Origin of the sequence: Kitasatospora sp. NPDC093102 (genome assembly GCF_040683915.1) — a bacterium.
Classification (GTDB): domain Bacteria; phylum Actinomycetota; class Actinomycetes; order Streptomycetales; family Streptomycetaceae; genus Kitasatospora.
In genome coordinates, this window is the sequence record NZ_JBFBFA010000001.1 from 1 (window position 1) to 25446 (window position 25446).

22 protein-coding genes are annotated in these 25446 nt (G+C 74.0%); 14 read left to right on the forward strand and 8 right to left on the reverse strand.

Annotated elements, in window-relative coordinates; genetic code table 11:
- Positions 1 to 395: 395 nt before the first annotated feature.
- Positions 396 to 1331 carry a LysR family transcriptional regulator gene (locus AB0O11_RS00005; protein WP_363379955.1) on the reverse strand — a complete coding sequence of 312 codons (936 nt, stop codon included), beginning with the start codon at positions 1329 to 1331 and terminating at the stop codon, positions 396 to 398.
- A gap of 146 nt (positions 1332 to 1477) precedes the next feature.
- On the opposite strand from AB0O11_RS00005, the gene AB0O11_RS00010 reads away from it, so the two are divergent.
- Both AB0O11_RS00010 and AB0O11_RS00015 read left to right on the forward strand, forming a co-directional pair.
- On the forward strand, positions 1478 to 2764 hold the full coding sequence (locus AB0O11_RS00010; protein ID WP_363379958.1) for an MFS transporter: 1287 nt from the start codon (positions 1478 to 1480) through the stop codon (positions 2762 to 2764).
- Entirely contained in the window at positions 2761 to 3378 is a 618-nt protein-coding gene (locus tag AB0O11_RS00015; protein ID WP_363379961.1) for a cysteine hydrolase, read from the forward strand. The genes AB0O11_RS00010 and AB0O11_RS00015 overlap by 4 nt, the downstream gene beginning before the upstream one ends.
- Before the next feature lie 95 nt (positions 3379 to 3473).
- Here AB0O11_RS00015 and AB0O11_RS00020 read toward each other — a convergent pair whose 3' ends face one another.
- On the reverse strand, positions 3474 to 4592 hold the full coding sequence (locus tag AB0O11_RS00020; RefSeq protein ID WP_363379964.1) for a nucleotide disphospho-sugar-binding domain-containing protein: 1119 nt from the start codon (positions 4590 to 4592) through the stop codon (positions 3474 to 3476).
- 154 nt (positions 4593 to 4746) lie between these two features.
- Complete coding sequence (locus AB0O11_RS00025) at positions 4747 to 5532, reverse strand: alpha/beta hydrolase (RefSeq protein ID WP_363379967.1); 786 nt, start codon at positions 5530 to 5532, stop codon at positions 4747 to 4749.
- 355 nt (positions 5533 to 5887) lie between these two features.
- On the opposite strand from AB0O11_RS00025, the gene AB0O11_RS00030 reads away from it, so the two are divergent.
- On the forward strand, positions 5888 to 6367 hold the full coding sequence (locus AB0O11_RS00030; protein WP_363379970.1) for a hypothetical protein: 480 nt from the start codon (positions 5888 to 5890) through the stop codon (positions 6365 to 6367).
- 469 nt (positions 6368 to 6836) lie between these two features.
- Here AB0O11_RS00030 and AB0O11_RS00035 read toward each other — a convergent pair whose 3' ends face one another.
- Together AB0O11_RS00035 and AB0O11_RS00040 are read right to left on the reverse strand one after the other, a co-directional pair.
- The gene (locus AB0O11_RS00035; protein WP_363379973.1) at positions 6837 to 7499 is read right to left on the reverse strand and encodes a response regulator transcription factor; all 663 of its coding nucleotides are present in this window, start codon (positions 7497 to 7499) and stop codon (positions 6837 to 6839) included.
- A 13-nt stretch (positions 7500 to 7512) separates the two neighbouring features.
- A complete protein-coding gene (locus tag AB0O11_RS00040) occupies positions 7513 to 8664 on the reverse strand; it encodes a sensor histidine kinase (RefSeq protein ID WP_363381225.1) in 1152 nt (383 codons plus the stop codon).
- Between the two features lie 401 nt (positions 8665 to 9065).
- Between AB0O11_RS00040 and AB0O11_RS00045 the strand changes: the two genes are divergently transcribed.
- The 7 genes from AB0O11_RS00045 (at position 9066) to AB0O11_RS00075 (ending at position 15787) form a co-directional block, all read left to right on the forward strand.
- Entirely contained in the window at positions 9066 to 9626 is a 561-nt protein-coding gene (locus AB0O11_RS00045; protein WP_224281307.1) for a heme-binding protein, read from the forward strand.
- 233 nt (positions 9627 to 9859) lie between these two features.
- On the forward strand, positions 9860 to 10279 hold the full coding sequence (locus AB0O11_RS00050; RefSeq protein ID WP_363379975.1) for a hypothetical protein: 420 nt from the start codon (positions 9860 to 9862) through the stop codon (positions 10277 to 10279).
- Positions 10280 to 10322: 43 nt separating this feature from the next.
- Positions 10323 to 11258 carry an NAD(P)-dependent oxidoreductase gene (locus AB0O11_RS00055; RefSeq protein ID WP_363381227.1) on the forward strand — a complete coding sequence of 312 codons (936 nt, stop codon included), beginning with the start codon at positions 10323 to 10325 and terminating at the stop codon, positions 11256 to 11258.
- 116 nt (positions 11259 to 11374) lie between these two features.
- The gene (locus AB0O11_RS00060; protein WP_363379978.1) at positions 11375 to 11953 is read left to right on the forward strand and encodes an NAD(P)H-dependent oxidoreductase; all 579 of its coding nucleotides are present in this window, start codon (positions 11375 to 11377) and stop codon (positions 11951 to 11953) included.
- A 338-nt stretch (positions 11954 to 12291) separates the two neighbouring features.
- Positions 12292 to 13449, forward strand: a complete 1158-nt coding sequence (locus tag AB0O11_RS00065) for an LPXTG cell wall anchor domain-containing protein (RefSeq protein WP_363379981.1) — start codon at positions 12292 to 12294, stop codon at positions 13447 to 13449.
- Positions 13450 to 13662: 213 nt separating this feature from the next.
- Positions 13663 to 14910: a hypothetical protein gene (locus tag AB0O11_RS00070; RefSeq protein ID WP_363379983.1), complete on the forward strand. Its 1248-nt coding sequence runs from the start codon at positions 13663 to 13665 to the stop codon at positions 14908 to 14910.
- A 91-nt stretch (positions 14911 to 15001) separates the two neighbouring features.
- Positions 15002 to 15787 carry a MerR family transcriptional regulator gene (locus AB0O11_RS00075; protein WP_363379985.1) on the forward strand — a complete coding sequence of 262 codons (786 nt, stop codon included), beginning with the start codon at positions 15002 to 15004 and terminating at the stop codon, positions 15785 to 15787.
- A gap of 9 nt (positions 15788 to 15796) precedes the next feature.
- Here AB0O11_RS00075 and AB0O11_RS00080 read toward each other — a convergent pair whose 3' ends face one another.
- A complete protein-coding gene (locus tag AB0O11_RS00080) occupies positions 15797 to 16963 on the reverse strand; it encodes a helix-turn-helix domain-containing protein (protein ID WP_363379988.1) in 1167 nt (388 codons plus the stop codon).
- 234 nt (positions 16964 to 17197) lie between these two features.
- Between AB0O11_RS00080 and AB0O11_RS00085 the strand changes: the two genes are divergently transcribed.
- The 3 genes from AB0O11_RS00085 to AB0O11_RS00095 all read left to right on the forward strand — a co-directional run bounded on the left by AB0O11_RS00085 (position 17198) and on the right by AB0O11_RS00095 (position 20809).
- The gene (locus AB0O11_RS00085; protein WP_363379991.1) at positions 17198 to 17875 is read left to right on the forward strand and encodes a SigE family RNA polymerase sigma factor; all 678 of its coding nucleotides are present in this window, start codon (positions 17198 to 17200) and stop codon (positions 17873 to 17875) included.
- On the forward strand, positions 17872 to 19323 hold the full coding sequence (locus AB0O11_RS00090; RefSeq protein WP_363379994.1) for a hypothetical protein: 1452 nt from the start codon (positions 17872 to 17874) through the stop codon (positions 19321 to 19323). Before AB0O11_RS00085 ends, AB0O11_RS00090 begins: the two co-directional genes overlap by 4 nt.
- Positions 19324 to 19591: 268 nt before the next feature.
- A complete protein-coding gene (locus AB0O11_RS00095; protein WP_363379997.1) occupies positions 19592 to 20809 on the forward strand; it encodes a hypothetical protein in 1218 nt (405 codons plus the stop codon).
- Between the two features lie 70 nt (positions 20810 to 20879).
- On the opposite strand, the gene AB0O11_RS00100 is transcribed toward AB0O11_RS00095, so the two are convergent.
- Together AB0O11_RS00100 and AB0O11_RS00105 are read right to left on the reverse strand one after the other, a co-directional pair.
- A complete protein-coding gene (locus AB0O11_RS00100) occupies positions 20880 to 22355 on the reverse strand; it encodes an aminopeptidase P family protein (RefSeq protein WP_363381229.1) in 1476 nt (491 codons plus the stop codon).
- Positions 22356 to 22536: 181 nt separating this feature from the next.
- Positions 22537 to 23988: a PP2C family protein-serine/threonine phosphatase gene (locus tag AB0O11_RS00105; RefSeq protein ID WP_363379999.1), complete on the reverse strand. Its 1452-nt coding sequence runs from the start codon at positions 23986 to 23988 to the stop codon at positions 22537 to 22539.
- Positions 23989 to 24601: 613 nt separating this feature from the next.
- On the opposite strand from AB0O11_RS00105, the gene AB0O11_RS00110 reads away from it, so the two are divergent.
- Positions 24602 to 25264, forward strand: coding sequence for a bifunctional DNA primase/polymerase (locus tag AB0O11_RS00110; protein WP_363380002.1), 663 nt, complete (start codon positions 24602 to 24604; stop codon positions 25262 to 25264).
- The last annotated feature ends 182 nt before the right edge of the window (positions 25265 to 25446 follow it).

The window sequence follows — 25446 nt, forward strand, 5'->3', positions numbered from 1 at the left end:
GCTGCCGCTGCGCCTGCCGCAGTCGCACGGCGTCCGGATCGCCCAGCGCTACCTGCCGGGTGAGCGCGGCGGCCCGCCGGTCATCCGGCGGGCCCGCGGGTCGTCCAGGCAGTCACCGAGGGGAGGAGCGCCGTTCCTGCCTCGGCGCCGACGCCCACCCTCTGATTCGGGGACCTCCCCGCTCGCTGCTCCCCGGCCCTGCCGCAGGAGGTGAGGGTCGTCCCACGGCAGCTGCGGCGTGCTCAGCTGTCGAGTGCGCGGGTGATCTTGGAGCGTGAGGGGGCCGGATGTTCTCCGGCAGGAAGCCCTCCTCGCCGACGCGGTCCAGCTGCGTCGTGCCATCGTGCCCACTGCCGGTCACGTCAGCCCGGCCCTGAGGCGCACCGTGGGGTTGGTCAGCGGGGGAGGGTCCAGGCGGGTGCCCAGGTTCCGGGGGTGCCGGGGGTGGGCGCGGTGGTGGCGAGGTGGGCGCGGAGGGTGGGCAGGGCGGGGTGGGGGTTGTCGCGGTGCCAGAGGAGTGAGTGGGGGTAGACGGGCGTCGGGTCGGTCACCGGGATGCGGCGCAGGCCGTGGCCGGCGGGCCAGACGAGGCGGGTCTGCTCGCTCATGAAGGTGGCCAGGGCCGGGGTGTCGGCGACGGTGTCGAGGAGCGCGTCGGAGCCGAAGTTGGGGCCGGTGGCCTCGATGGTGAGGCCGAACTCGGCGACGAGGTCGTCGTAGTAGGCACCCCATTCGCTGCCGGGGATGATGCCGGGCATCCAGATCCGGTGGCCGACCAGCTCGGCGACGGTCACCGACTTGGCGCCCGCCAGTGCGTGGGCGGGGCCGGTGAGGAGTTGGAGCGGTTCGTCGAGCACCCGGACGGACTCGATGTCCTCGGGCAGTGGCCGGCCGGGCATGGCGACGGCGCGGAAGGACGCGTCGATCGTGCCGGAGCGGATGGCGGCGACGGCGGTCTCGATCTCGAGCAGCATCAGCACGTCGAGGTCGATCTCGGGGTGGGCGTGGTGGAAGCCGCGCATCAGGCCCGAGGCCGCGCCGCGCGAGGCGATCACGTCGACGCGCAGCGGGCGGCGGCCGGTGCGCACGGACGCGACCGCGCGCTCGGCGGCGCGCAGCAGCTCGCGGGCGTGGGGCAGGAACGCCTGCCCGTCGATGGTGAGTTCGGCGCCGCGCGGGGTGCGGGTGAACAGCCGTACGCCGAGGTCGCGCTCCAGTGCGGCGACGCGCTTGGAGACGGCCTGTTGGGTGATCGCCAGGTCGACGGCGGCCTTCTGGAACTGGCCGGCCTCCGCGATGGCGGCGAAGGTGCGAACTGCTTCGAGATCCACGCTGATCCACCCTAGTGAACAACCCGTGGTTGTGTCTGGTGGGCGAATCGGTTGTTTGACCGGCTGTTGCGCCGCCCGGTTAGCTCGCACCGGTCAACTTCGGTTTGTTCGGTCGGGATCGGGACGTCGAGGGGAGCGCACCGGGCATGGTGGGCAGGAAACAGTTGGGCAGGCGGTTCGGCTGGCTGTGGGCGGCGTACGCGGTGAGCGCGTACGGGTCCGGGCTGGGGTTCGGGGCGCTGCCGCTGATCGCCGTGCTGGCGCTGGACGCCGGCCCCGTCGAGGTGTCCGCGCTGTCCGCGGTGGGGCCCGCGGTGGGCGCGCTGGTCGCAGTGCCGCTCGCGCCGTGGGTGGAGTTCCGGCGCAAGCGTCCGGTCATGGTCGCGATGGATCTGATCCGGTTCGCGGCCATGGCGACGATCCCGGTCGCCTACGTCTTCGGATGGCTCGGTTTCGTCCAGCTGCTCGTGGTCTCGGTCGTGGTCGCCGCGGCCAAGATCGCGTTCGGCGCGGCCAGCGGTGCCTACCTCAAGGCCCTCGTCCGGCCGGAGGACCTGCTCGTGGCCAACGCGCGGTTCGAGTCCACGAACTGGAGCTCCATCGCGGTCGGGCCGCCGCTGGGCGGGGCGGCGATCGGCCGGTTCGGGCCGGTCACCACCGTGGTGGCCGACGCGCTCAGCTACCTGCTCTCCGCGCTCTGCATCGTCGCGATCCGCGGCCGGGAGGAGGCCCCGCGGCCTTCCGGCGGTAACCCGGTCCGGGCCGGCGCGGTGCTCGACGGCTGGCGCCACATCATGGGCGACCCAGGTCTGCGGGCGCTCTACCTCAACAACATGCTCGTGTCCGGCCTGATCATGGCCACCGAGCCGATGCTCGCCGTCCTCCTGCTGCGCCAACTCGGCTTTGCCCCTTGGCAGTACGGCCTCGCCTTCGCCGCCCCCTGCCTGGGCGGACTCATCGGCTCCCGGCTGGCCCGGCGGGTCGTGGCGCGCTACGGCCGGGACCGGGTCTTCCGGACCGTCGGCACCCTGCGCGCCGTCTGGCTGATCGGCCTGGCCTTCGTCCGCCCCGGCGTGGTCGGCCTCGTCACCGTGATGGCCGTCGAGCTGGCGATCATCGTCAACATGAGCCTGTTCAACCCGGTGCTCTCCACCTACCGGCTCGAACGCACGCCCAAGCACCTGGTCGCGCGCACCCTGTCGGCCTGGTCGATCGGGCAGCAGGCGTCCATCGCCGTCTGCACCGCGCTCGGCGGGCTGCTCGCCGACGCCACCGGTCCGCGCACCGCCATCACGGTCGCGGGGTTGCTCATCCTGGCCACCCCGCTCCTGCTTCCCCGAACCGTCCGGACGCGATCCGCCCGGACGCGGCCCGACCGAACGCGACCGGACGCCGTACCAGGTACGTCATCAGCACGGAGGACATCCGCATGAGCACCCATCCCGCACTCGGCCCTGCCCTCGACCCCGCGCACACCGCTCTTCTCGTCCTGGACTGCCAGCCCGCGATCCTGGCCGCGCTGCCCGAGGACGGGGACCGCGAGGCCCTGCTCGGCCGCCTGGCAGGCGCCATCGCCGACGTCCGCGCCGAGGGCGGCACCATCGCCCACGTGCGCGTCGGCTTCACCGAGGCCGACTGGGACGCGGTCCCGGCCGCCAACAGGTCCTTCGCCCCGCTGGCCCGGCACCGCGCCATGCACCACGAGGACCCCGCCGCCGCCGTCCACGAGCGTCTGGCGCCCCGGGACGGGGACATCGTCGTGCGCAAGACCCGCTACGGCGCCATGTCCACCACCGACCTCGACCGGCAGCTGCGCGAGCGCGGCATCACCACCCTGGTCGTCTCCGGCCTCAGCACCAGCGGCGCGGTCCTGTCCACCGTCGTCGACGCGGCCGACCGTGACTACCGGCTCCACGTCCTGTCCGACGGCGTCGCCGACCCGGACCCCGGAGTCCACGACGTCCTGCTCCACCGGGTCCTCCCGTCCCGGGCCCACGTCGTCGACACCGCCGGGCTGCGCGCCCTGCTCCGGGCCTCGACGTCATGAGGAGCGCCCGTCGTCGCCCGTACCGCCGACAGCCGCAGGCCGGCCGGCCTGCGGCTGTCGCGGGTCGTCCGCTGTGCCCGAGGCGGCGGTGGGGATCAGCGGCGGGCGGCGAGGTCCTCCAGGGCGGGGACCAGGGCGGTCGGGGTGGGCAGAGCGGTGTTGTCGGCCCGCAGACGGTGGGCGGCGTCGTGCAGCGCGGTGTCGGTGAGGAGGCGGGTGAGCAGCGGGGCGTCGACGGCGTCGGAGGCGGAGCTCAGGGCGGCGCCGGTGGCGGTGAGGGCGTCGGCGTTGACGAAGTGGTCCGCGCCCTGCGGGAGCAGCAGCTGGGGCAGGCCGGCCTGGAGAGCGGTCAGCATGGTGCCCGAGCCGCCGTGGTGGATCAGCGCGTCGGCGCGGCCGAGCAGTTCGTTGAGCGGGACCCAGGGCAGGCCGCGGACGTTGGCGGGCAGGGTGCCGAGCGGGGCGAGGTCGGCGCCGCCGACCGCAAGCAGGAAGTCGGCGTCGACCTCGGCAGCCGCCTCGACCAGGCGGACCACCGCGCGGACGCCGTCGAGTTCGGCGAGCACGGTGCCCAGGGTGACGACCGCCCGGGGGCGCTCGGGCTTGCGGAGGAACTCGGTCGGGACGATGCCGCCGCCGTTGTACGGGACGTAGCGCATCGCCAGGCCGTCCGGGTCGCCGCCGAGCGGGCCGACGTTGAGCGCAGCGGTGACGACCGGGCCGGACAGGCCCCACTCCTCGTACAGGTCCGATACGTGCGAGGCCACCAGCTCGGTCATGGAACGGCCGGGGCTGGCGCCGAAGTTGTGCACCACCGACGGGATCTTGAGCCGGGCGGCGACCAGCGGGGGAGCGGCGTGGAAGGAGTCGTGGACGAGCAGGTCGGCGCCCCAGTCGGTGGCGGCCGCCAGCAGGCCGTCCACGCCGGTACGGGAGGCGTGCGCGAACATCGCGGCCGCCATGTCGAAGATCTCTTCCTGGGTCCTGTCGTGGTTGACGTACTGGACCTTGCCGCCGAGGCGCTCCTCGATGATCTCCCGCAGGCCCCGGCCGTCACCGATCTCGACGACCGGGAAGCCCGCGGGCCGGATCAGGTCGACCGGCTGCCCGGTGGCGAACAGGACCTCGTGCCCGGCGGCGCGCAGCGCCTGAGCGGTGGGCACCATCGGGTAGAGGTGACCGGCCGCGGCGGGGCCGGTGAAAAGTATGCGCATGGTCGTCTCCTTGCGAATGTCGCCAACAAGGCAGTCTCACCTTTAGAGTTGACGTTCAGTCAATTTGATTTGGGTCACCATGCGCGGTAATCAGCCTTTCTGGAGCGGGGCTTGCCTCCCGGGCGGCGGTGTGCTCTACGCGCCGCGGCCGAGGTCAGGCGGCGGCAAGGAGGAAGTCCCGGACGGTGGCGGTGAACGCCTCGGTCTGCTCGGCGAGCACGATGTGGCCGGTGTCGAACTCGGCGTAGGTGCTGCCGGGCAGGGCGGCGTGCAGCCGGCGGGTGTTCTCCACCGGGACGGTGGCGTCCTGGGTGCAGCCGATCACCAGGGCGGGGGCCTGGACGTGCGGGAGCAGCGGGCCGAGATCCAGGCCGAGGTCGAGGGCGATGTGCCGCAGGGTGCCCGGAGTCGGCTGCATGTAGGCGGTGTTGGCCTGGACGGCGGCGCGCCCGATCCGGTTGAGGAAGTCGCGGCTGAAGGCGGTGAGGGTGGCGTAGCCGCCGAACGCGGCGGGGCGGTCGGCGAGCGAGAGCCAGGTGGCCATGGAGAGCCGCAGGTACTCGTCCTGTTCCGCGCTGATCCAGCCGGCGGCGGCGACCAGGCGGCGGACCCGTTCGGGGTGCAGGGCGGCGGTCGCGGTGGCGACGACGGCGCCGAGCGAGAAGCCGAGGACGTCGGCGGGGCCGCGGCCGGTGTCGTCGATCACGGCGGCGACCTGGGCGGCCATGGCCTCCAGGGTGAGCGGAGCGCCGTCGTCCTCGGCGGCCTCGCTGCCGGAGAGGTCGGGCAGCAGCACGGTGTAGCGGTCGGTGAAGGAATCCAGCAGGCCGTCCCACATGGCGGAGCCGGGGCCGGTGCCGTGCACCAGGACGAGCGTGTCGGGGCCCTCGCCGACCATGCGGTACGGGATGCGGGCGGTGCCGACGGTGATGACGGGCATGGCGGATCCTCTCGACGGTGGGTCAGAAGGCGTGCTGGGGGCGGCCGGCCGGTGGGTCCGGCGCGGCCGGCCGGCATGGGAAGTAAACTACACAGTGCAGATCAGTGATTCAACTACACCGTGCAGTGCAATGTGGAAGTGTGGGAACGGTGAGGGGCGGGGCCGGGAGGGGAACTGCCCGTACCCGCCCGCCGTCCAAGCAGTGACGGAATGCCTGCCCGGGTTGAACGCCGGGAGGAGTACGGAGGGCCCTGTGCAGTCAGGTGGTGCCGAACTGAACGTCGGATGCCCGGGCGGCCCCGGAGGTGCGCGGGTCGCGCCGGTCCGGCGGCCGGGGTCCGGGTCGGGTTCGGGAGTGGCGGTCGATCAACTGGACGCCGCCGAACGCTGCGAGACGCTGCTCCAGGACACCCTGGACGCCGTCCGTCCGGCGCCGGCCTGGCAGGGGGCGCCCGCGCGGGCGGGGGCGCGGCTGCCGCTGCCGGGGCGTGGGTCGGATCTGCTCTGGTACGTCACCCGGGGCCGGGACCTCCTCACCGTCATCTCGCTGCCCCGGCGGGCGGTGCTGGTGGACGTGGTGGAGCGGCACTGGCGGCGGCGCGGCTGGACGATCACCTCGCTGAACGTCGACCGGGACCGCCCGGGCGTCGCCGCGGCCACCCCGGACGGCTACCGGCTGGCGCTGAGCTTCGGCGAGTCGGGTGAGGCCGGACTGACCGCGGGCTCACCCGGAGTGGCCCGCTCGGAGCGGGGCCCGGTGCTGTCCGGAAGCGTCGACCGCTGCGCGCCGCCGCTGCCGTACGTGTGCTGTCCGTACTGGAGCGCGCTGGCGTAGTCGAAGGCCTGGCGCGGGGGAGGACCGGGGGAGGCGTGGAGCGAGTCCCCCCGGACTCGCTCCACGCCGCCTCGTCGCGCGGCTTCGGCGCTGCCGCTCCCCCCGACACCCCGGCAAACCCGCCGTTCCCCCCTGGCCACACCCTCCGGCGAGAGCGGTCCGCACAGGCCCCGGCGAGCCCCCACCTCCGGGGACGTCGTTGATCTCAAACTAACAAACCGCGTGGTTGGTTTGTCAATAGCGAAATCCACGAAACATCCACATTGTGACGGGCGCTCCCGAAGTGCCCGAAAGGCCACCGACCAGGGATTTGTGGCACCGTCAGGGTGACCGCTCGCCGAGCCGCCCGCGCCGGGCGAGGGCGGGCGGAGGCGGGCACCGGCCCGGAATCCGACATTCCGAGCATCATGGCAGCACGCAGTGACACCGGTCGAGCGCCGAGCGCAGCCGGGGAGGAGGACGGACGGGCTCAGCGCAGCAGCCGGCGTTCCTTCGCCACCGCGACCGCGCCCGCCCGGGTGTCCACGCCCAACTTGTCGTAGATCCGGCCGAGGTGCGTCTTCACCGTGGCCTCGCTGATGAACAGTGCCCGGGCGATCTCCCGGTTGCCCAGCCCCTGCGCCAACTGTCCGAGGATGTCCTGCTCGCGCTCGGTGAGCTGCGGCGCGGGCGCCCGCATGTGCGCCATCACCCTGGAGGCGACCGGCGGCGAGAGCACCGTCCGGCCCTGCGCGGCCGCGTGCACGGCGGCGAACAGCTCCTCCGGCCGTTCGGCCTTCAGCAGGTAGCCGGTGGCGCCGGCGGCGATGGCCCGGGTGATGTCGGCGTCGGTGTCGTAGGTGGTGAGCACCAGGACGTGTGGCCCGCCCGGGACGGCGGTGATCCGCCGGGTGGCCTCCACCCCGTCCATGCCGTCGCCGAGCTGGAGGTCCATCAGCACGACCTGCGGCGCCAGCCGGGCCGCCAGCGCGACGGCCTCCTCCCCGGTGCTCGCCTCGCCGACCACCTCGATGTCGCCGGCGCTCGCCAGCAGCGCGAGCAGTCCGGCCCGCACCACGGCGTGGTCGTCGCAGACCAGCAGCCGGACGGGAGCCGTCGGGGCGGGAGTCGTGCGGGCGGGGGTCGTGCTCATCACTGCTCCAGGCTCATCGGTGCCCCAGGGGGATTGCGGCGGAGACGACGGTGCCCTCGCCGGGCGTGCTCTCCACGGTCAGCCTGCCACCCAGCTGCCGCAGCCGGGCCCGCATCGCCGGCAGACCGTACCCGCGCCCGCCCCCGGTGCCGGCCGCGTCCGGGTCGAAGCCCTGTCCGTCGTCGGCGATGTCCAGCACGGCTTGGTCGCCGAGGAACGAGAGCGTGATCGCGGCGGCCGACGCCCCGGCGTGCTCGCGGACGTTGGCCAGCGCGCCCTGGGCGATCCGCAGCAGCGCGGACTGTGCGGCGGCGGGCAGCGGCGCCGGCGTGCCGTCCAGGTGGAAGCGGACCGGCAGCCCGCTCTCGGCGGACTCCCGCTCGGCCAGCGCCCGCAGCGCCCGGTCGAGGGTGCGGCCGTCGGAGAGCTCCACCGGGGCGAGGTCGTGGACGAAGCGGCGGGCCTCGGCCAGGTTCCGGGCGGCCACCTCGGCGGCGGTGCGGACGTGGGTGCGGGCGGTCGCCGGGTGGGTGTCCCAGGTGCGCTCGGCGGCCTGGAGCAGCATCTGCTGGCTGGACAGGCCTTGCGCCAGGGTGTCGTGGATCTCCATCGCCAGCCGCTCGCGCTCGGCCAGGGTGCCCTCCCGCCGCTCGGTGGCGGCGAGTTCGCGCCGGGTGCGGACCAGGTCGGCGATCAGCGCGCGCTGCCGGGCGGCCTGCCGGGCCATGAACAGGAAGACGCCGGTGGCGAGCCCGGCCACCGCGGGCGGCAGCAGGACGAGCGTGGCGTCGACGCCGCCGGGCAGCCGGATCTCGGCGATCACCACCAGCAGGGTCAGCGCGCCGACCAGCGGGATGGCCGCCTTCGCGGGCAGTGCCCGCAGCGCGGTGTAGATCAGCGGGACGGCGCACCAGGCGAAGCTCGGCGCGAGCAGCACCAGCACCACCCAGAGCACCACGACCAGGGCCGACGGCCACCGGCGGCGCCGGCCCGGGGCGGGCGGACGGTGGTGGTCGAGCCAGGAGCCGGCCGGCTGGGCGACCGCGAGGGCCGCGCTCAGCCCGATCACCCAGGGCGCCTGCGCACTGCCGGAGTGGTGGGTGAGGTAGCGGTTGAGCGAGGCGGCGAGCAGCAGCAGGAAGGCGGAGTCCAGCAGCAGCGCCAGCCGGCCCGCGTCCGGATCGCCGGCGTCGTGGCCGAGGACGCCGCGAGGGCCGGCACCGGTACGGTCCGCAGCGCGGCCGGCGGTCGGGCGGGGCTGCTGCACGGGTGGCTCCTGGCTGAACGGGTGGTGCGTGCACGGTCGGTGCCGGTCCCGGTCCGTCCCGATCCGCACCGACCTGCATCGATCCCTCGATGGTGACCCGTCCGGCCCGGGTCCGCATCAGCCGATCGGTTGACGCCGCCGTCCACCGTCATTCCCGGACGCCCGCGCCGGACCGTCGATGTGGCGGCCCCGTCCCCGGGCGGAGGATCGGAGCACGCCGCCGGGCGATCCCCCCAACGGTCCGGCGGCTCCCGACCCCCACCCCAGTCCACCCCGCAGATCCGCTGAGGAGCCGCACCATGAAGAAGACCTCCGTGCGCACCCGGGTGCTGACCGGCACCGTCGTCGCCGCCGCGCTCGCCGCCGCCACCGTGGGCGCCGTCTCGGCCAGCGCCGAGTCCACCGACACCCCGGCCGTCCCGGCCGCGGCGAAGGCCGACACCCAGAACAAGAACCTGGCCGCGAGCAGCGGTCTGACCATCGACGCCGCCACCCGCGCTGCCCAGGCCGCCCTGGACGCCGCCACCAAGGCCGGCCAGCACGTGTCGGTCGCGGTCGTCGACCGTGACGGCGTCACCCGGGTGCTGCTGAAGGGCGACGGCGCGGGCCCGCAGGCCCCGGTCTCGGCCGAGCGCAAGGCCTTCACCGCGGTGTCCTGGAACGCCCCGACCTCGGAGCTGGCCAAGCGCCTGGCCCAGGCCCCGAACCTGAAGGACATCCCGGGCACCCTGTTCCTGGCCGGCGGTGCCCCGATCCAGTCCAAGGGCGCTCCGATCGCGGCCGTCGGTGTCGCGGGTGCTCCCAGCGGTGACCTGGACGAGCAGTTCGCGCAGGCCGGTGTCGCCGAGCTGGCGAAGTGACACCCCCCGGGGCGTCTCCCGGGACAGCTTCCCGGACGTCTTCCCGGACGTCTTTCCGCCGCACCGCCGCCCGGGCGGAGTGACGGCAGCCCGGCCGGCCCGCCCCGCGCAAGGGCCGGGCCGGCCGGGCCATTGCCTCCTTCGGGTGAACGCCGGGAGGGTCGCCGCAGAACACGGGATGACCCTTCGAAAAGCCGGTGCCACTGTCAGTGGCGCGTGGCAGGCTTCCCGGTATGACGGCGTGGACCCTCAACGACATCGAACGTGCGATCCGCTCCTCCTGGGGCGTCGACACCTGTGCGCCCGAGGATCTGGCCCACTGGCGTCCCGACAATCCCGCCCGCGGCCAGTGCGGGGTGACGGCGATGGTGGTGCACGACCTGCTCGGCGGCGAGCTCATGATGGGCGAGGTGTACGTCGACGGGGTGCGGACGGACCTCCACTGGTGGAACCGTTTCGCCACCGGCTTCGAGATCGACCTCACCCGCGAGCAGTTCGGGCCGGACGAGTTGGTCGGCCCCGGCCGTCCGGTCGCCCGCCCGGCCCGTCCCGGCCGGCTCCAGGCCCAGTACGAGCTGCTGCGCAGCCGGGTGGCCGCAGAGCTGGAGCGCGGCTCGGCCGCCGACCGCACCCGGCTGCCCGCCTGCGCGTGAGCCGCCGCCCGGCCGCGGGTCCGCAGGCCTGTCCGCAGGCCTCCTGACGTACAGTCGGTCGCACACGAGCAGTGGCGGCGAGAGGAGTGCGCGGATGCCCGGGCAGACGATCGGTTTCGTGGGGCTGGGGGCGATGGGGCGCGGCATGGCCGGCAGCCTGTTGCGGGCCGGCCACACCGTACGGGTCTGGAACCGCTCGCCCGAGCCGGTGGCCGCCATGGTGGCCGAGGGCGCGGAGGCGGCCGACTCGCTCGCCGAGGTCTTCGCCGCCGACACGGTGGTCTCCATGCTCGCCAACGACACGGCGGTCGAGCAGCTGCTGCTCGACCCCGCGCTGCTGGCCGGCGCCGCGGCGACCCTGCACGTCAACATGGCCACCGTCTCGCTCGCCCTCGCCGAGCGGGCCGAGGCACTGCACGCCGAGCACGGCATCGGCTACGTCGCCGCCCCCGTCCTCGGCCGGCCGCCGGTCGCGGCGGCGGGGCGGCTGAACATCCTGGTCGCGGGCGAGCCCGGGCTGCTGGAGCGGGCCGAGCCGCTGTTCGCCGCGATGGGCGAGCGCACCTGGCACTTCGGCGAGAGCCCCCGGCAGGCCAACACGGCCAAGATCAGCGCCAACTTCCTGATCGCCTGCGCGATCGAGTCGATGGCCGAGGCGTGCAGCCTGGCCGAGGCGCACGGCGTCCGGCCGACCGACCTGGTCGAGATGCTCACCGGCACGCTCTTCCCCGGGCCGATCCACACCGGCTACGGCGCGATGGTGGCCGAGCGCCGCTACGAGCCGGCCGGGTTCAGGCTGCCGCTCGGGCTCAAGGACGTCGGCCTCGCGCTGGAGGCGGGGGCCGCGCGCAACGTCCCGCTGCCGTTCGGCAGCATCCTGCGGGACGCCTTCCTGGACGCGCTGGCCCACGGCGACGGGGACAAGGACTGGGCGGCGGTCGCCGCCGTCGCCCGCCGCCGGGCCGGACTGCCCGACTGACCGTCGGCCGGCCGCCCCCGGATTCCGGTCCGGGGGCCGGCCCGGGCACGGAACAACCGGCGTTCGACGGCTGTTCCCTCGTGCGTCCGCACCGTACGCACGACGGAGGAGTCCTGATGGCCGATCAGCAGCCCGGCGCCGAGGCACCGCGCCGGTTCCTGTTCCTCGACGCCAGCGCGCGGGCCGACGGCAACTCGGCCCGACTCGCCCGGCTGGCCGCCGAGTCGAGCCTGCCGGCCGGCGCCGAGCAGCGCTGGCTGCGGCTGGACGAGCACCCGCTGCCGCCCTTCCGGGACCTACGGCACACCGGCGACGGCAGCTACCCCGAGCCGGCCGGCCACGAGCGGACGCTGCTGGACGCCACCCTGGCGGCCACCGACCTGGTCTTCGTCGCGCCGCTGTACTGGTACTCGCTGCCGGCCAGCGCCAAGCTCTACCTCGACCGCTGGTCGGCCTGGATGCGGGTGCCCGGGGCGGACTTCCGCGCCCGGCTGGGCGGCGGCACGCTCTGGGGCGTCACCGCCCTCGCCACCGAGGACGACAAGGCGGAGCCGCTGATCGGCACCCTCCGGCTGACCGCCGAGTACATGGGGATGCGCTGGGGCGGGGTGCTGCTCGGCAATGGGACCCGCCCGGGCGACGTGCTGGGCGACGAGCGGGCGGTGATCGCGGCCAAGTCCTTCTTCGCGGGCTGATCTTCCGGGCCGACCCCGCGGGCTGATCTCCCCGGGCCGACGCCGGGGGCCGATCTCTCCGGGCCGACGCCGGGGGCCGTGCGGCACCGCCCTTCGGACGTGTACCCGTCACCTGGCGGTCATTCCTCAGCGCGGTACAAAAGCCTTACGGATGTCCAGAGTTGGATGATTCGGGCATCACTTCCCCGAGCCCGGACCGTAGCGTGCCACCCGACTTCCGGACCGGTCGGGTCGTTCGGTACTCTCCGTCGGACTTTCAGCTTCGCGGGGGGTTACGCGGCGTCTGCGGCCGCCCCCTCGCGCCCGGGCCTCGCCCGGACACTTCCGTGAGGTCTTCCTTGTCCATACGTCGCAGTCTTGCCCTTGCCGGCGCCGCCGCGCTCGCGTCCTCGCTCGTGCTGGCCGGCGCCCAGGGCGCCATGGCCGTCGGCACCCCCGGCACCCCCGGCACCCCGTCCGCCGTCGCGCCGCAGGCCGACAAGGCGTCGCACGCGAGCCTCGACCTCTCGCTGAACGGCGTGCCCGGCACCTTCATCGCCGGCGGTGACGCCCGCGAGTTCACCTTCAAGATCGACAACCGGACGAAGCACGACTTCGTCTTCATCCCGCTGCTCAAGTTCAAGAACAAGGCGGGCTCGCTCCAGGCGAAGGACCTCAAGGTCCAGTACCGGCTCCCCGGGGGCGAGTGGCAGACCGCCGTGGCCGCCCCCGACAAGAGCGGGGAGAAGAACGACTCCGTCCTGATGCTGCTCGGCACCCTCGGCCCGGACGGCAACCCGGTCGCCGACGACCTGCTCGGGGTGAACCGCGGCAAGAACGTCCCGATCAAGGTCCGGGCCTCCTTCGCCGACGGTGCCCCGCTCGGCCGGGCCGGCGTCGTCCCGGTCGTCTTCGCCGCCCAGCTCGACGACTCCAGCCACCAGCCGGTCGACAACGGCCACCTCAGCTGCGACGGCGGCGTGGGCTTCGTCATCAAGGCGCCCGGCGGCAAGCCGACGCCCACCTCGTCGCACACCGGCAAGCCCAGCCCGACGCCGACCCCGACCCAGACGGGCAAGCCCAGCCCGACCGCGAGCGGTTCCCCGTCGGCCACCGCGACCGCCACGCCGACGGAGAAGCCGACCGAGAAGCCCACCGAGACCCCGACCGAGAAGCCCACCGAGACCCCGACCGAGAAGCCCACCGAGAAGCCGACCACCCCGGCCACCGGTGAGCCCTCCGGCTCGGCCACCGCCCCGGCCCCGGCCGAGAGCAGCGGCGACACCTCGGGCCCGATCGACTTCCCGGTGGAGCCCCCGGTGATCACCCCGCCGCCGCTGACCCCGGCCGCCGTCGACAAGGCCAAGGCCGCCGCGGACGGCAACGACAAGGCCCTGGCCCAGACCGGTGGCGGTGACCACACCACCGCCATCGCGGCCACCGGCGGCGCCGTCCTGGTGGCCGGTGTCGGCACCCTCGTGGTGCTGCGCCGCCGCAAGGCCGCCCAGCAGGGCTGACCCGGAGCGCGCTGAGCCGAAGCGCGCCGACCTGGAGGGCGCTCCCCGCGGGGGCCGGGCCACGGCTGATGCCGGCCCGGCCCCCGCGTCGCTCCCGGATCGCCCCGTACCGCCCGCACCGTCCCGTCGGACGGATGTGCGAGCGGCACCGGCGGTTCTCATCCGTCACATAGGATGTCCGGCCGGAGGGGGCGGAACGGCGGGAGAGGACAGGTGCGGGAAGCACGCACGGCACGGGCCACGACCGACTACGAAGCGGCGACCGGGCGGATCGCCGGACTGCCGCTCCGGAAACACCACGTCCTGCTGACAGCCTGGACGGTGCTCTGGTTCTTCCTGGTCGAGCCCAGCGGTGGCTTCTCCTGGCACTACCTGCGCCAGGGCGAGCAGCTGCTCTTCAGTGGTCAGCCCGACGGCGGCCTGTCGCTCTACGCCCGCCACCCGGAGCTCCAGATCGGCCCGGTCAGCCTGGCCGCGGCCCGCCTCACCGCCCCGTTCGCACCGCACACCGGCGAGCTGATCGCCGAGGCGGTGAGCGCCGGGCTGGGCCTGGTGATGCTGGTCGTGGTCGGCCGCACCGCCGCCCTGTACTACCTCGGCACCGGGACCAACCACCGGCGGCTCCAGCAGCGGCTGCTGATCGCCGGGCTGGCGTTCATCCCGATGTGGGTCGAGGTCTCCGTCCGCTTCGCGCACCTGGACGACGTCCTCGCGCTGTTCTTCACCACCCTCGCCGCGCACGCCCTGGCCCGCGGCAAGCCCACCCAGGTCGCGGTCTTCCTGGCGCTGGCGGTGGACTCCAAGCCCTGGGCGATCGCCTTCGCCCCGCTGATCCTGGCGCTGCCCCGGCCCGCCTGGCTGCGCACCGCGCTCTGGTTCTGCGCCCTGGTGGCGATCGCCTGGCTGCCGTTCTACCTGGGCAACCTGGACACCATGGCGGCCGCCAAGTTCACCATCCCGAACCAGCCCGCCTCCGCACTGCGCTGGTTCGGGGTCACCGACCCGTCCACCCCCTGGTGGGACCGCCCGACCCAGTTCGCGCTCGGCATCGGGCTCGGCTGCGTCGCCGTCTGGCGCGGGCGCTGGCCGGCCGTGGTGCTGCTGGGCGCGGACGCCCGCATCCTGCTCGACCCGAGCGTCTACACGTACTACACGGCCTCGATCCTGCTCGGCACCCTGCTCTGGGACGCGGTCGGGCAGAAGCGGCTCGTCCCGTGGTGGAGCTGGATCGCGCTGGCCGCGCTGTACGGCGGCACGCTGCTCCTGCCGTCCGACGCGGCCCGCGGCTTCGTCCGGCTCGCCTTCGTGGTGGTCTCCGCCGCGTACGTGCTGTTCTGGCCCACCCAGCAGTCCCGTCGGCGGCGGCCCGGCGCACCGGGTGACGGCGACGGCGGGGCCGGCGGCCACGGCCGCCGGGGCGGCCGACGGCGCGAGCGGGCGCTGGCCGGCGCCGGGGTCTGAAGCGGGCCGGCGCGCCCGCGCCGGTCCCACCGCTTGACCCTCACGCGACGTGAGAGCCGAGGGTGGTGGTCAGCACCAGGGAGGGACTCCGATGACCAGTGAGGGCTACTCGGTCGGCGCCGTGGCGAAGCTCGCCAAGGTGACCGTCCGCACCCTGCACCACTACGACGAGATCGGCCTGCTGTCCCCGGCCGGCCGTACCCGGTCCGGCTACCGCCGGTACGCGGACGCCGACCTCGACCGGCTGCAGCAGATCCTCTTCTACCGAGAACTCGGGTTCCCCCTGGAGGAGATCGCGGCGATCCTGGACGACGAATCGGTCAGCCCGACCGAACACCTCCGGCGGCAGCACCGGCTGCTCACCGACCGGATCAGTCACCTCCAGGAGCTCGCCACAGCCGTCGAACACGCCATGGAGGCACGGAGAATGGGCATTCAGCTGACCCCGGAGGAGAAGTTCGAGATCTTCGGCGAGGGCTACCAGGAGGAGTGGGAGCAGGAGGCCGAGCAGCGCTGGGGCGACACCGAGGCCTGGGCCGAGTCGCAGCGCCGCACCGGCGGCTACTCCAAGGCCGACTGGCAGCGCATCCAGGCCGAGATGACCGAACTCAACAACCGCCTGGCCGAGGCGATCACCGCCGGCGAGCCCGCCGACGGCACGGTGGCCACGGACCTCGCCGAGGAGCACCGGCAGCACATCTGCCGGAACTTCTACGACTGCACGTACACCATCCACCGAGGCCTGGCCGGGCTGTACGTCTCCGACCCGCGCTGGACCGATGCCTACGAGAAGATCGTGCCGGGCCTGGCGCAGTGGCTGCACGACGCCATGCTCGTCAACGCGGACCGACGCGAGGAGAAGCACGACGGGGAGTAGGCCGCGCGCTCAGGCCACTCCGCGCCCGAAGGAGCGCCGGTAGGCGGTCGGGGAGGTGCGCATCACCCGGCCGAAGTGGTGGCGGAAGGCCGCGGCGTTCTCGAAGCCGACCGCCGCGGCGATCTCCTCCACCGTCCCCTCCGGGGACTCCAGCAGCGCCAGACTGGCCGCGATGCGCTGGGTGACGACCCAGCGCATCGGGCTGGTCCCGTTGCGGGCGGTGAAGTGCCGCAGGTACGAGCGGTCCGACATCCGGGCGGCGCGGGCCAGCTGCGAGACGGCCAGCGGAGACGACAGGTGGTCCAGCGCCCACTGCATGCTGCGGGCGATCCCGTCGTCCTCGGCCTCGACCGGGCGGACGGCCGCCTCGACGAGCTGGGCCTGCCCGCCGTCCCGGTGCGGTGCCACCACGAAGCGGCGGGCCACCGTGTTGGCGACCTTGGCGCCGTGGTCCCGGCGGACCAGGTGGAGGCAGAGGTCGATGCCGGCCGCGCTGCCCGCGCTGGTCAGCACGTCGCCGTTGTCCACGTACAGCACGTCCGGGTCGACCCGCACCGCCGGGTACCGCTGCTGGAGCAGCTCGGCGTACCGCCAGTGGGTGGTCGCCTTCCGGCCGTCCAGCAGCCCGGCGGCGGCCAGTGCGAAGGCGCCCGAGCAGATCGACACGATCCGGGCGCCACGCCCGTGCGCGGTGCGCAGCGCCTCGACCAGGGCGGGGGAGACGTCCCCAGCCTGGCGGCCGGGAGGAGCCCCCACGCCGCCGAACACGTTCGGCACCCCGGGGACCACCACGGTGTCGGCCGCCGCCAGCTCGTCCAGCCCGTGCCGGGCGGTCAGCGCGAAGCCGCCCACCGCGTCCAGCGGCGTCCCTGGGCGGTCGGCGCACACCTTCAGCCCGTACCAGGGCGCCGCCAGCAGGCCGATCAGCTCGGGCCGCGCCAGCCCGAACACCTCGACCACCACGCCGAGCTCGAACGGCGCCATGCCCGGAAAGGCGTACACCGCGACGTCGTGCACGGGCTCCGGGCACCGGCCGATGGTGACGGCCACCGGCCGTGACCCGACGGCGGTCCCGGTGACCGCAGCCGTACCCACGGCCGGATCGACGGCCGCAGCACTCTCCGCAGCCGTACCGGTTCCGGCACCGACCGGGCCGTCGACGTTCTGCTCGGCCATGCGAACCCCCTGCTCACGGGTGGCGGAATGCCGGTGAGTGTAGCCGTCCCGGCCCCTTCGGAATTCTCTTCGAACCCACCTGCAACCTTCACCTCCGCCACACGTCCTTTGGTGCGGGGGCGGAGGGATCCCGGCAGAGGGCGGCTGGAACGATTCCCCCGATCACGATCTTGATCAGGTGACCTGACGGAACGGCCGGCGCCGTCACCGTCCCGGGGGAAAGCGGAATCGCACATGTCCATGGCCATCGGGCCGACCGCCGTGCAGGCAGGGGGGCGCGGCTTCTCCATCCGAGGGGTGGTCACCGCGCTGTTCGGTGCGCAGGAGGCCGGCGAGCCGCTCGCCGGCGTCGGCACCGAGCAGGAGGCGAAGCAGCGCCGTTCCGGCTTCCGGCTGCTGCGGGGCGGCCGCAAGCCGGCCGAGGACCGGCCCACCCTGACCGACCTGTACCACGCCCACCGGCTCGGTCTGGTCCGGACGGCGATCCTGCTGGTCGACCACCAGGACCTGGCCGAGGACGTCGTCCAGGACGCCTTCACCCAGCTCTACCAGCGCTACGGCGAGGAACTGGACGACCTCGACAACGCGCTCGGCTACCTGCGCACCTCGGTGGTCAACGGCGCCCGCTCGATGCTGCGCCGCCGCAGGACCGCCCGCGAGTACGTGCCGCCGCACGTGGCCGACGCCCCGTCCGCCGAGGACCACGCGGTGCTCAACGACGAGCACCGCCGGGTGCTGGTGGCCCTGCAGGAGTTGACTCCCCGCCAGCGTGAGGTGCTGGTGCTGCGCTACTGGTCCGACCTGTCGGAGGCGCAGATTGCCGAGACCCTGGGACTGTCCCGGGGTGCCGTGAAGTCCACCGCCAGCCGCGCTCTGGACGCCTTGGAAAAGCACCTGGAGAAGGTTCGATGACCGACAAACTCCCCCGCCGCACCGGCGGCGACGGCGACGGGCCGGCCGAGACCCCGACGGAACGGCTGCTCCGCGAGGCGATGACGGCCCGGGCCTCCATGGTCACGGCGGCCGGCCTGCGCCCGGCAGCGCCCCCGAAGAGCCGGATCCGCCGACTGCGCCCGGTGTACGCCGTCACCCTGCCGCTCGGCCTGGCCGCCGCCATGGCGATCGGCGTGCTCACCTTCCACGGCGAGCCGGTCGCCCAGGACGAGGCCCCGCCCCCGGCCGCCACCCTGACCAGCGCGCCGAGCCCGACGCCCGACCCGACCGACGCCCCCAGCCCGACGGCCGCTCCCACCGACCCGGGCACCCCCACGGGCGGGGCCGAGACCGAGGCCCCGCTCGCCGACGGCACCCCGTCCTCCGCCGCCTCCACCGCCTCCACCACCAACACCGTGACCGGCGTAGCGAGTTCGTACACCCTCCGGGGCGTCAGGTTCAAGGTTCCGGCGGGCTGGAAGGCCGTGCCGGTCTCGGCCGACCGGGTCTGCGTGCTGAGCCCGGGCGCGCCGACGGACACGCAGCAGGACTGGGCGGCGGCGATGTGCGAGCCGTACGGCGTTTTGGTCGTGGCCTACAACACCCCGGACGAGATCGACGGCGGCGCCTGGCCGACGATGGCCGACCTCGCCGCCGACAGCGGCTGGGGCCACCAACCGAACTGCCCGATCTGGGGCCGGCCCTACTTCCCCGGAAACGGATACTCCTCGGTCGGCGCCCCCGTGCGGACCAAGCCCACCGTGGCCGGCAAGACGATCGACAAGACCCAGTGGACCGTCACCTGCAAGCCCGGGGACACCTTCACCGGCCAGATGTGGGGCATGAGTTCGGACCAGGTCTTCGTGGTGGCGAACGGGCTCAAGAGCGACTACCAGGCGGGCCTGACGTCGATCGTCAACAGCCTGGACGTGAGCGGCCACAAGCCGCCGGGCTCGACCGTGCCGAACGGCAAGGACATCGCCGTCACGGTCGACGGCGGCATCGGCGCCGGGCAGAAGGTGTCCACCGGCGGCACCCCGGTGACGTTCACGGTGACCTACCGGAACACCGGCCAGAAGAGCTTCGAGAAGGTCCAGCCACTGGTGTACACGAAGGATTACGCCGGGACGCCGCCGAGCGATGGGCTCCTGATCAACGCGGGCACACTGGAGCGCCAGGACGGCGGCGTCTGGGTGCAGATCCCGCTCTCGATGGGGACCGGCATGGACTACGCGATGGTGAACGAGAAGGCCTGGTTCTCGCTCGCGCCGGGTGAGTCCAAGAAGGTGACCTACCGGATGGCCCTGGGCCCGGCGGACGGGCCCGGGACGATGCCGGTGGCCGTCCAGGCGACGATGCCGTACACCGGCGGCTCGCCGCTGACCGTCCTGAACGAGCAGACCGTCCCGGTGACGGTCGTGAAGTAGTCGTCCCGCGCGGGCCGGCGAGGCGCCGTGGCCGGGGTTTCCCCTGGTCACGGCGCCTTTCGGTGTTCGGGGGAGAACCCACGGAAAAACTTCGGACCCGGCTGCAACCCCCCGGCGGGATGGACGTCTATCAGGGTGAGAGGCGGGGAGAGCGAGCCGGCGGGGCCGGGGCTCGGGCCGGCTCCTCGGGCCGGCTCCTCAGGGCGCGACAGTGGGCGCCCGTTCATCCGATCACCACCATCACCATGTCCTTCGGGGGGACTGTCACATGAACGCGTCCGTTATCGCCCGTATTGCGAAGATCGTTCCGCTGGCCGTCGTCGCCGCCGTCGGTGTCGCGGCCTGTGGCCCGACGAACGGCGGGGCGTCCGTCGCCGCCTCTGCTCCCGCCTCCACCCCCGCGGTCGCCTCGTCGGCCACGCCCGGCGCGGGCGCCGTTCCGGCCCCCCTCACACCGGCCCCCACCACGCCGGCCGCCGCCGCCCCGGCCGCGCCGATCAGCGAGTCGGCGCCGCCCGCCGCCGGGACCCCCGCGGCCGCGGCCGCCAAGAGCGGGGCCAAGCCCGCCGCGAAGGCCCCGGCCAAGGCGGCTCCCGCCAAGCCCGTCGCCCCGAAGGCAGCCCCCGCCCAGTCCGGCGGAAGCGGGATCGACATCACCTTCGGCGGCCTGGACGAGGGCGGGCGGATCGAGCTGAACGACCTGGTGTCCTTCTCCGTCACCTGGAAGAACAACGACGCCACCGGCACCCGCAGCGTGGCCCCGGTGGTGGCGACGCAGCAGTACGAGGGCGCGCTGTGCGGGCGGGTCGTCGCGATGGCGGAAGGCACTCTGGAGCGCAAGGACGCCTCGGGCTGGAAGACCCTGCCGGGGCTCAGCCAGGGCACCGGGATGGACTACGCGACGGGCCGGAACGACGCGGCCTTCACGCTCGCCCCCGGTGAGAGCCGGACCATCGAGTACCGGATGCGGCTGTCCTCGGCCAACCGTCCGGGCCGGCTGGCGATCGAGGCGGACGCACCCGTGCCGAACTCCACGGACTTCGGGGACATGGCGAAGGCCGTGGTGCACGTCTCGGTGGTCGACCGCCACAGCCCGGAGGTGCTCTCGGTGATGCCGCCGGCCAAGGGTGTCATCGGGACGTTCCCGATGACGTTCGGCTACCGGGTCTCCTCGCCGGACGGCACCGCGGACCTGCGCCCCCTGGTGACCGTGACGGACCCCCGCGACAACGTGACCGCCGACGACTTCACGGTGGAGGCGAAGGTCGGCGAGGAGTGGAAGCCGGTCGACGTGCGGGAGGGCTGCGACGGCCCGGTCGCGGTCGCCACGGGCACGCCGGGCGTGCGGGACGGGGACGCGGTCGAGTACACCCTCCGGGTCACGTTCAAGAAGACCCCGAAGGACGGCGGTGACGTGGACATCCGGGTGGGCGCGGAGTCCTACGGCCACCAGGCCGCCCTGCGGTCCGTCTTCGGGCGCAACTGACCGCTCCGTGCCGGAGGGCCCGGCCCCCACCAACGGGGGCCGGGCCCTCCGGCACGCGGAGCGCGGGGGCTCAGGCCAGGGAGTCCATCCAGCCCTCGACCTCGTCGGCGCGGCGGGGCAGGCCGGCCGAGAGGTTCTCGTTGCCGTCGGCGGTGACCAGGATGTCGTCCTCGATCCGGACGCCGATGCCGCGGTACTCCTCCGGCACGGTCAGGTCGTCCTGCTGGAAGTACAGGCCGGGCTCGACGGTCAGCACCATGCCGGGCACCAGCAGCGCGTCGACGTGCTCCTCGCGGCGCGAGTGGGCGCAGTCGTGGACGTCCAGGCCGAGCATGTGGCCGGTGCCGTGCAGGGTCCAGCGGCGCTGGAGGCCGAGCTCCAGGACCTTCTCGACGTCGTACACCGAGGCGTCCAGCAGGCCCCAGGCGAGCAGTCGCTCGGCGAGGACGCGCTGCGAGGCCTCGTGGAAGTCGCGGAACCGGGCGCCGGGCTTCACCGCGGCGATGCCGGCCTCCTGGGCGTCGTACACGGCGTCGTAGATCCGGCGCTGGAGCTCGGTGAAGCGGCCGTTGATCGGCAGGCTGCGGGTGACGTCGGCGGTGTAGAGGGTGCTGGTCTCCACGCCGGCGTCCAGCAGCAGCAGCTCGCCGGGGCGCACGTCGCCGTCGTTGCGCACCCAGTGCAGGGTGGTGGCGTGCGGGCCGGCCGCGGCGATGGTGCCGTAGCCGACGTCGTTGCCCTCGACCCGGGCGCGGCGCCAGAAGGTGCCCTCGATCCAGCGCTCCGAGGTGGCGACGGCCTGGCCCAGCTCGCGGACCACGTCGGTGAAGCCCTTGACGGTGGCGTCGCAGGCGGCGCGCAGCTCGCCGATCTCCCACTCGTCCTTGACCAGCCGCAGGCCGCTCAGGAACTCCTTGAACCCGGCGTCCTTGTCGGCGTCCAGGGCGTCGGCGAGCGCGGCCTCCAGGCCGGCGTCGTAGCCGCGGACGATCCGGGTCGGCACGGCGGAGTCCTTGGCCTTCGCGGCCAGCTCCTCGGCGGCCTTGCGCACGTCGCGGGCGGGCAGGCCGAGCAGCTGCTCCTGCTCGCTCAGGCTGTGCCGGCGGCCGACCCACAGCTCGCCGTAGCCGTCCAGCCAGAACTCGCCGTTCTCGCGGTTCGAGCGGGGCAGCAGGTAGAGCACGAACTCGTGGCCGGCCGCGCCGGTCGGCTCGCCGACCAGCACCGCGTCCTCGGTCTGGTCACCGGTGAGGTGGACGTACTCGCTGGAGGCGCGGAACGCGTAGTCGGTGTCGTTGGAGCGCACCCGCAGGTTGCCGGCCGGGACGACCAGGCGCTCGCCGGGGAAGGCGGCGGACAGCTTGGCGCGGCGCTCGGCCGCGTACGGGGCCTGGGCGACGGGGGCGAGGCCGTGCAGCTCGGTGTCGGCCCAGCCGGACTTCATCGAGGCGGCCAGCTCGTCGGAGACCTCGCCGTAGAGGCCGTTCTTGCGGCCCTTGTGCTGCTCCGGCTCCTCGCCGCCCTCGGCCTCGGGGTTCTCGGCCACCGCGGGGGTGCGGTCCTCGGTCACGTGCAACGCCTCCTTGGGGGTGGTACCGCCGCCCCTCGGGGGAGGTGTCGGATCGCGACACGCGCGGGCGGCCGTGCGTCCATGGTACGGACGTACGGCCGCCCGCCCTCCCCCAGCCTTCGGCCGGGGGACCCCCAGGACCCGAACCGTTTCTCGATTACTCGAAGCGGGCCGCCAGCAGCATCAGGTCGTCGGTGGCCGTGCTCGCGGCCTCCGGGTCCGGGCAGACGGCCAGCAGATGGGCGCAGAGCCGGTCCGGGTCGGTCCGCACGTCGCGCGGGGCGTCGGCGGCGGCCCGGCGCAGGTTGGCCTGCCCGGCGTGCAGGGTCGGGCCGCAGCGGCGGGCCAGCCCTTCGGTGTAGAGCAGCAGGGTGTCGCCGCGCTCCGCGGTGAACTCCACCCCGGGGGCCTCCCAGCAGGCCAGCATGCCGAGCGGGGCGGAGAGCGAGGTCTCCACGAACTCGGCGCCGTGCCGGCCGACCAGGACCGGTGGGCAGTGCCCGGCGCCGGCCAGGGTGATCCGGCGCTCCTCGGGCTCGACCCAGGCGTAGACGGCGGTGGCGGTGCGGGCCGGCTCGGTGGTCTTGAGCAGCAGCTCCAGGTCCCCCAGGACGGAGACCGGGTCCTCGCCCTCCAGCACCGCGTAGGCCCGCAGCGCGGACCGGACCCGGCCCATCGCGGCGGCCGCGCCGGGGGCGGAGCCCGGGCCCGCACCGGGGCCGTCGCCGGAGACGGAGCCGACGGTGAGGCCGATGGTGCCGTCCGGCAGCGGGATCGCGTCGTACCAGTCGCTGCCGCAGGAGCGCTCCAGCCCGGCCGGGACGAGCCGGGCGGCCAGCCGCAGTCCGGCGGCCTGGGGGAGCCGGTCCGGCAGCAGGCCGCGGCGCAGTGCCTCGGTGGTGCGCGAGATCCGGTCCGACTCCAGCTGCTTGGCGAGCAGCGGGGCGGCGATCTCGCAGTAGTGGCGGGCCAGTTCGCGCCGGCATCCGGTCGGTTCGGCGGGCTCGTCCCAGAACCAGACGGCGGCGGCGAGCGGTCCGTCCTCGGGGGTGGCGAGCGGCAGGCCGAAGGCGCCGCCGAGGCCGAGGTGGACGGCGAGTTCGCGCAGCCGGTCGCCGATGGCCGGGTCCTCGGCGAGGTCGCGGGAGTGCAGCTGCGCGGGCCGGTCCCGTTCGCGCAGCAGCCTGGCCAGCAGGCTCTGCTCGGTCGGGACGGTCTCCAGGGCGCCGAGGCTGGCGCGGTCGAGGCCGAAGCCGACGGGCTGGCCGGGTCCGCCGCCGGGCAGCCTGGTGACCAGCACGCCGCGCCGGGCGCCGAGCAGGGCGGCTCCGGAGGCGAGGACGGTGTCCAGGGTGGCGGCCAGGCCCCGGGTGCGGGCGAGCCGCTCGGTGTGTTCGTGCAGGCTGGTGATATCGGACAGGCGTCCGGCCAAACGGTCCTGCACCGCAACGGACGGCGCCGTGCGGTCGTCCGCCGTGCCGTCCGGGACGTCGACCTGGCCGGGCAGGTCCGGCGGGTCGAGGACGGTGAGCCCGCCTGCGCAGCCGGGTTCGCCCGGCTCGGCGGTCGTCGTCGACGGGAGGGCCGTCGACGGGTGGGACTCGTTCATGCCGCCACTCCTGACGCGGTGCTACGTGCCATGCGAAACCCCCAGGTACGGCCAATGTGGAGCGAGCACGGCCAATGGGCGTGTTTCGCCTCGATTCGCTACTACTCGTCATTGATCGACAGCAATGCCACCACTTCTACACAGGCCATTCGGGGCATGTCCAGATCCAGGACGACGCGGTGGCAGGTTCCACATCCATCGCGACCCGGTCGGGGGCGCGCAGGGCTCGCGTGCGCGCCGGGCGGACCGGAGGCATGGAGCGGGCCGCGAACGGGCAGAACCGGGAGGACGGCCCGGGCGGCCGTCCGGATCGTATGTCCGCGCCGCCCGCGAGCCGGGCTGGCCGGAACTCTCTCACTCGTACGGTGGAACCAAGCGCGCCCGGGCGGCGTCCATCCGGTCGCGTACGGGATTCTCGTTCCAAGGGCTGTGCCGGTGCGCGGCCCTTCATGTCGTGCTCCACACCCGCTCCACGTCGTAGCCGCGCCGTCCTCGTTGCCGCCCGCCCCGCTCAGTGCCGCCCGGGCCGTGCCGCGGCCGGCCCGCGCGGAGGATCCCGACGGACGCCGGCGGGGCGGAGCGAACCGAGCGGTCAGGGAAAGGAACGAGCGCCATGCGTGAGAACCCGAAGGGCCGGTCGGAGGAGCGTGCCGCCCGACTGGCCGCGGCCCTGACGGCCGCCGTCGACCACCGCTGGCCCGTGGTGCCGGGCGCCGTGCTGCGCGACGGCTGCTGCTCCTGCGGCGACCTGGACTGCACCGTTCCCGGCGCACACCCGCACGACCCCTCGCTGCTGGCCGCGACCACGGACGCCCGGATGGTGCGCTGGTGGTGGGAGTGGCAGAGCCCGGACGCGCCGGTGCTGGCCGCGACCGGCTCCACGGTCTCGGCGGTCAGCCTGCCCGCGGCGGCCGGCGCCCGGGCGCTGGCCTACCTGGGCGCGCTGCGGCTGCCGCTCGGACCGGTGCTGGCGATGCCGGGCCGCTACGCGCTGCTGGTGGCACCGTACTCGCTGGACGTGCTCGGTGAGATGCTCGCCCAACTCCCCTGGGTGCCGGGATCGTTGCGCTATCACGGGCCGGGCGGCTTCCTGCCGCTGCCGCCCGGCGGCGCGGCCGTGGGGGTCCCCCCGGCCGGAGGCCGGGGGAGGGTGCGCTGGGTGCTCGCGCCGCGACGGGGTGTCGGCGGCGGGGTCTGGCTGCCGCAGGTCGGGCCGCTGCTGGGGGAGTTGGTGGAGGCGACGGTCCGGCTGGACAGCGGACGTTCGGCCTACTGAGGATCACCGGGGCCGGGCGGGGCATCGGGGCCGTCCGCCGGGGCGTTCCGGAAAAACAAAAGATCCGGCCGCTGGCGACGGGGGATGCACCAGCGGCCGGACTCTTTAGACAGTAACAAGGATCCGCGCCCGCGCCAATTTCCAAGACGCCCTCCACGCCCGGAAATTGCGCGTTCACCGTG

Coding starts and splice junctions, on each gene's coding strand:
- AB0O11_RS00010 (WP_363379958.1), top strand. CDS start 1,478: ATGGTGGGCAGGAAACAGTTGGGCAGGCGGTTCGGCTGGCTGTGGGCG.
- AB0O11_RS00015 (WP_363379961.1), top strand. CDS start 2,761: ATGAGCACCCATCCCGCACTCGGCCCTGCCCTCGACCCCGCGCACACC.
- AB0O11_RS00020 (WP_363379964.1), bottom strand. CDS start 4,592: ATGCGCATACTTTTCACCGGCCCCGCCGCGGCCGGTCACCTCTACCCG.
- AB0O11_RS00025 (WP_363379967.1), bottom strand. CDS start 5,532: ATGCCCGTCATCACCGTCGGCACCGCCCGCATCCCGTACCGCATGGTC.
- AB0O11_RS00035 (WP_363379973.1), bottom strand. CDS start 7,499: ATGAGCACGACCCCCGCCCGCACGACTCCCGCCCCGACGGCTCCCGTC.
- AB0O11_RS00045 (WP_224281307.1), top strand. CDS start 9,066: ATGAAGAAGACCTCCGTGCGCACCCGGGTGCTGACCGGCACCGTCGTC.
- AB0O11_RS00050 (WP_363379975.1), top strand. CDS start 9,860: ATGACGGCGTGGACCCTCAACGACATCGAACGTGCGATCCGCTCCTCC.
- AB0O11_RS00060 (WP_363379978.1), top strand. CDS start 11,375: ATGGCCGATCAGCAGCCCGGCGCCGAGGCACCGCGCCGGTTCCTGTTC.
- AB0O11_RS00075 (WP_363379985.1), top strand. CDS start 15,002: ATGACCAGTGAGGGCTACTCGGTCGGCGCCGTGGCGAAGCTCGCCAAG.
- AB0O11_RS00080 (WP_363379988.1), bottom strand. CDS start 16,963: ATGGCCGAGCAGAACGTCGACGGCCCGGTCGGTGCCGGAACCGGTACG.
- AB0O11_RS00085 (WP_363379991.1), top strand. CDS start 17,198: ATGTCCATGGCCATCGGGCCGACCGCCGTGCAGGCAGGGGGGCGCGGC.
- AB0O11_RS00090 (WP_363379994.1), top strand. CDS start 17,872: ATGACCGACAAACTCCCCCGCCGCACCGGCGGCGACGGCGACGGGCCG.
- AB0O11_RS00095 (WP_363379997.1), top strand. CDS start 19,592: ATGAACGCGTCCGTTATCGCCCGTATTGCGAAGATCGTTCCGCTGGCC.
- AB0O11_RS00105 (WP_363379999.1), bottom strand. CDS start 23,988: ATGAACGAGTCCCACCCGTCGACGGCCCTCCCGTCGACGACGACCGCC.
- AB0O11_RS00110 (WP_363380002.1), top strand. CDS start 24,602: ATGCGTGAGAACCCGAAGGGCCGGTCGGAGGAGCGTGCCGCCCGACTG.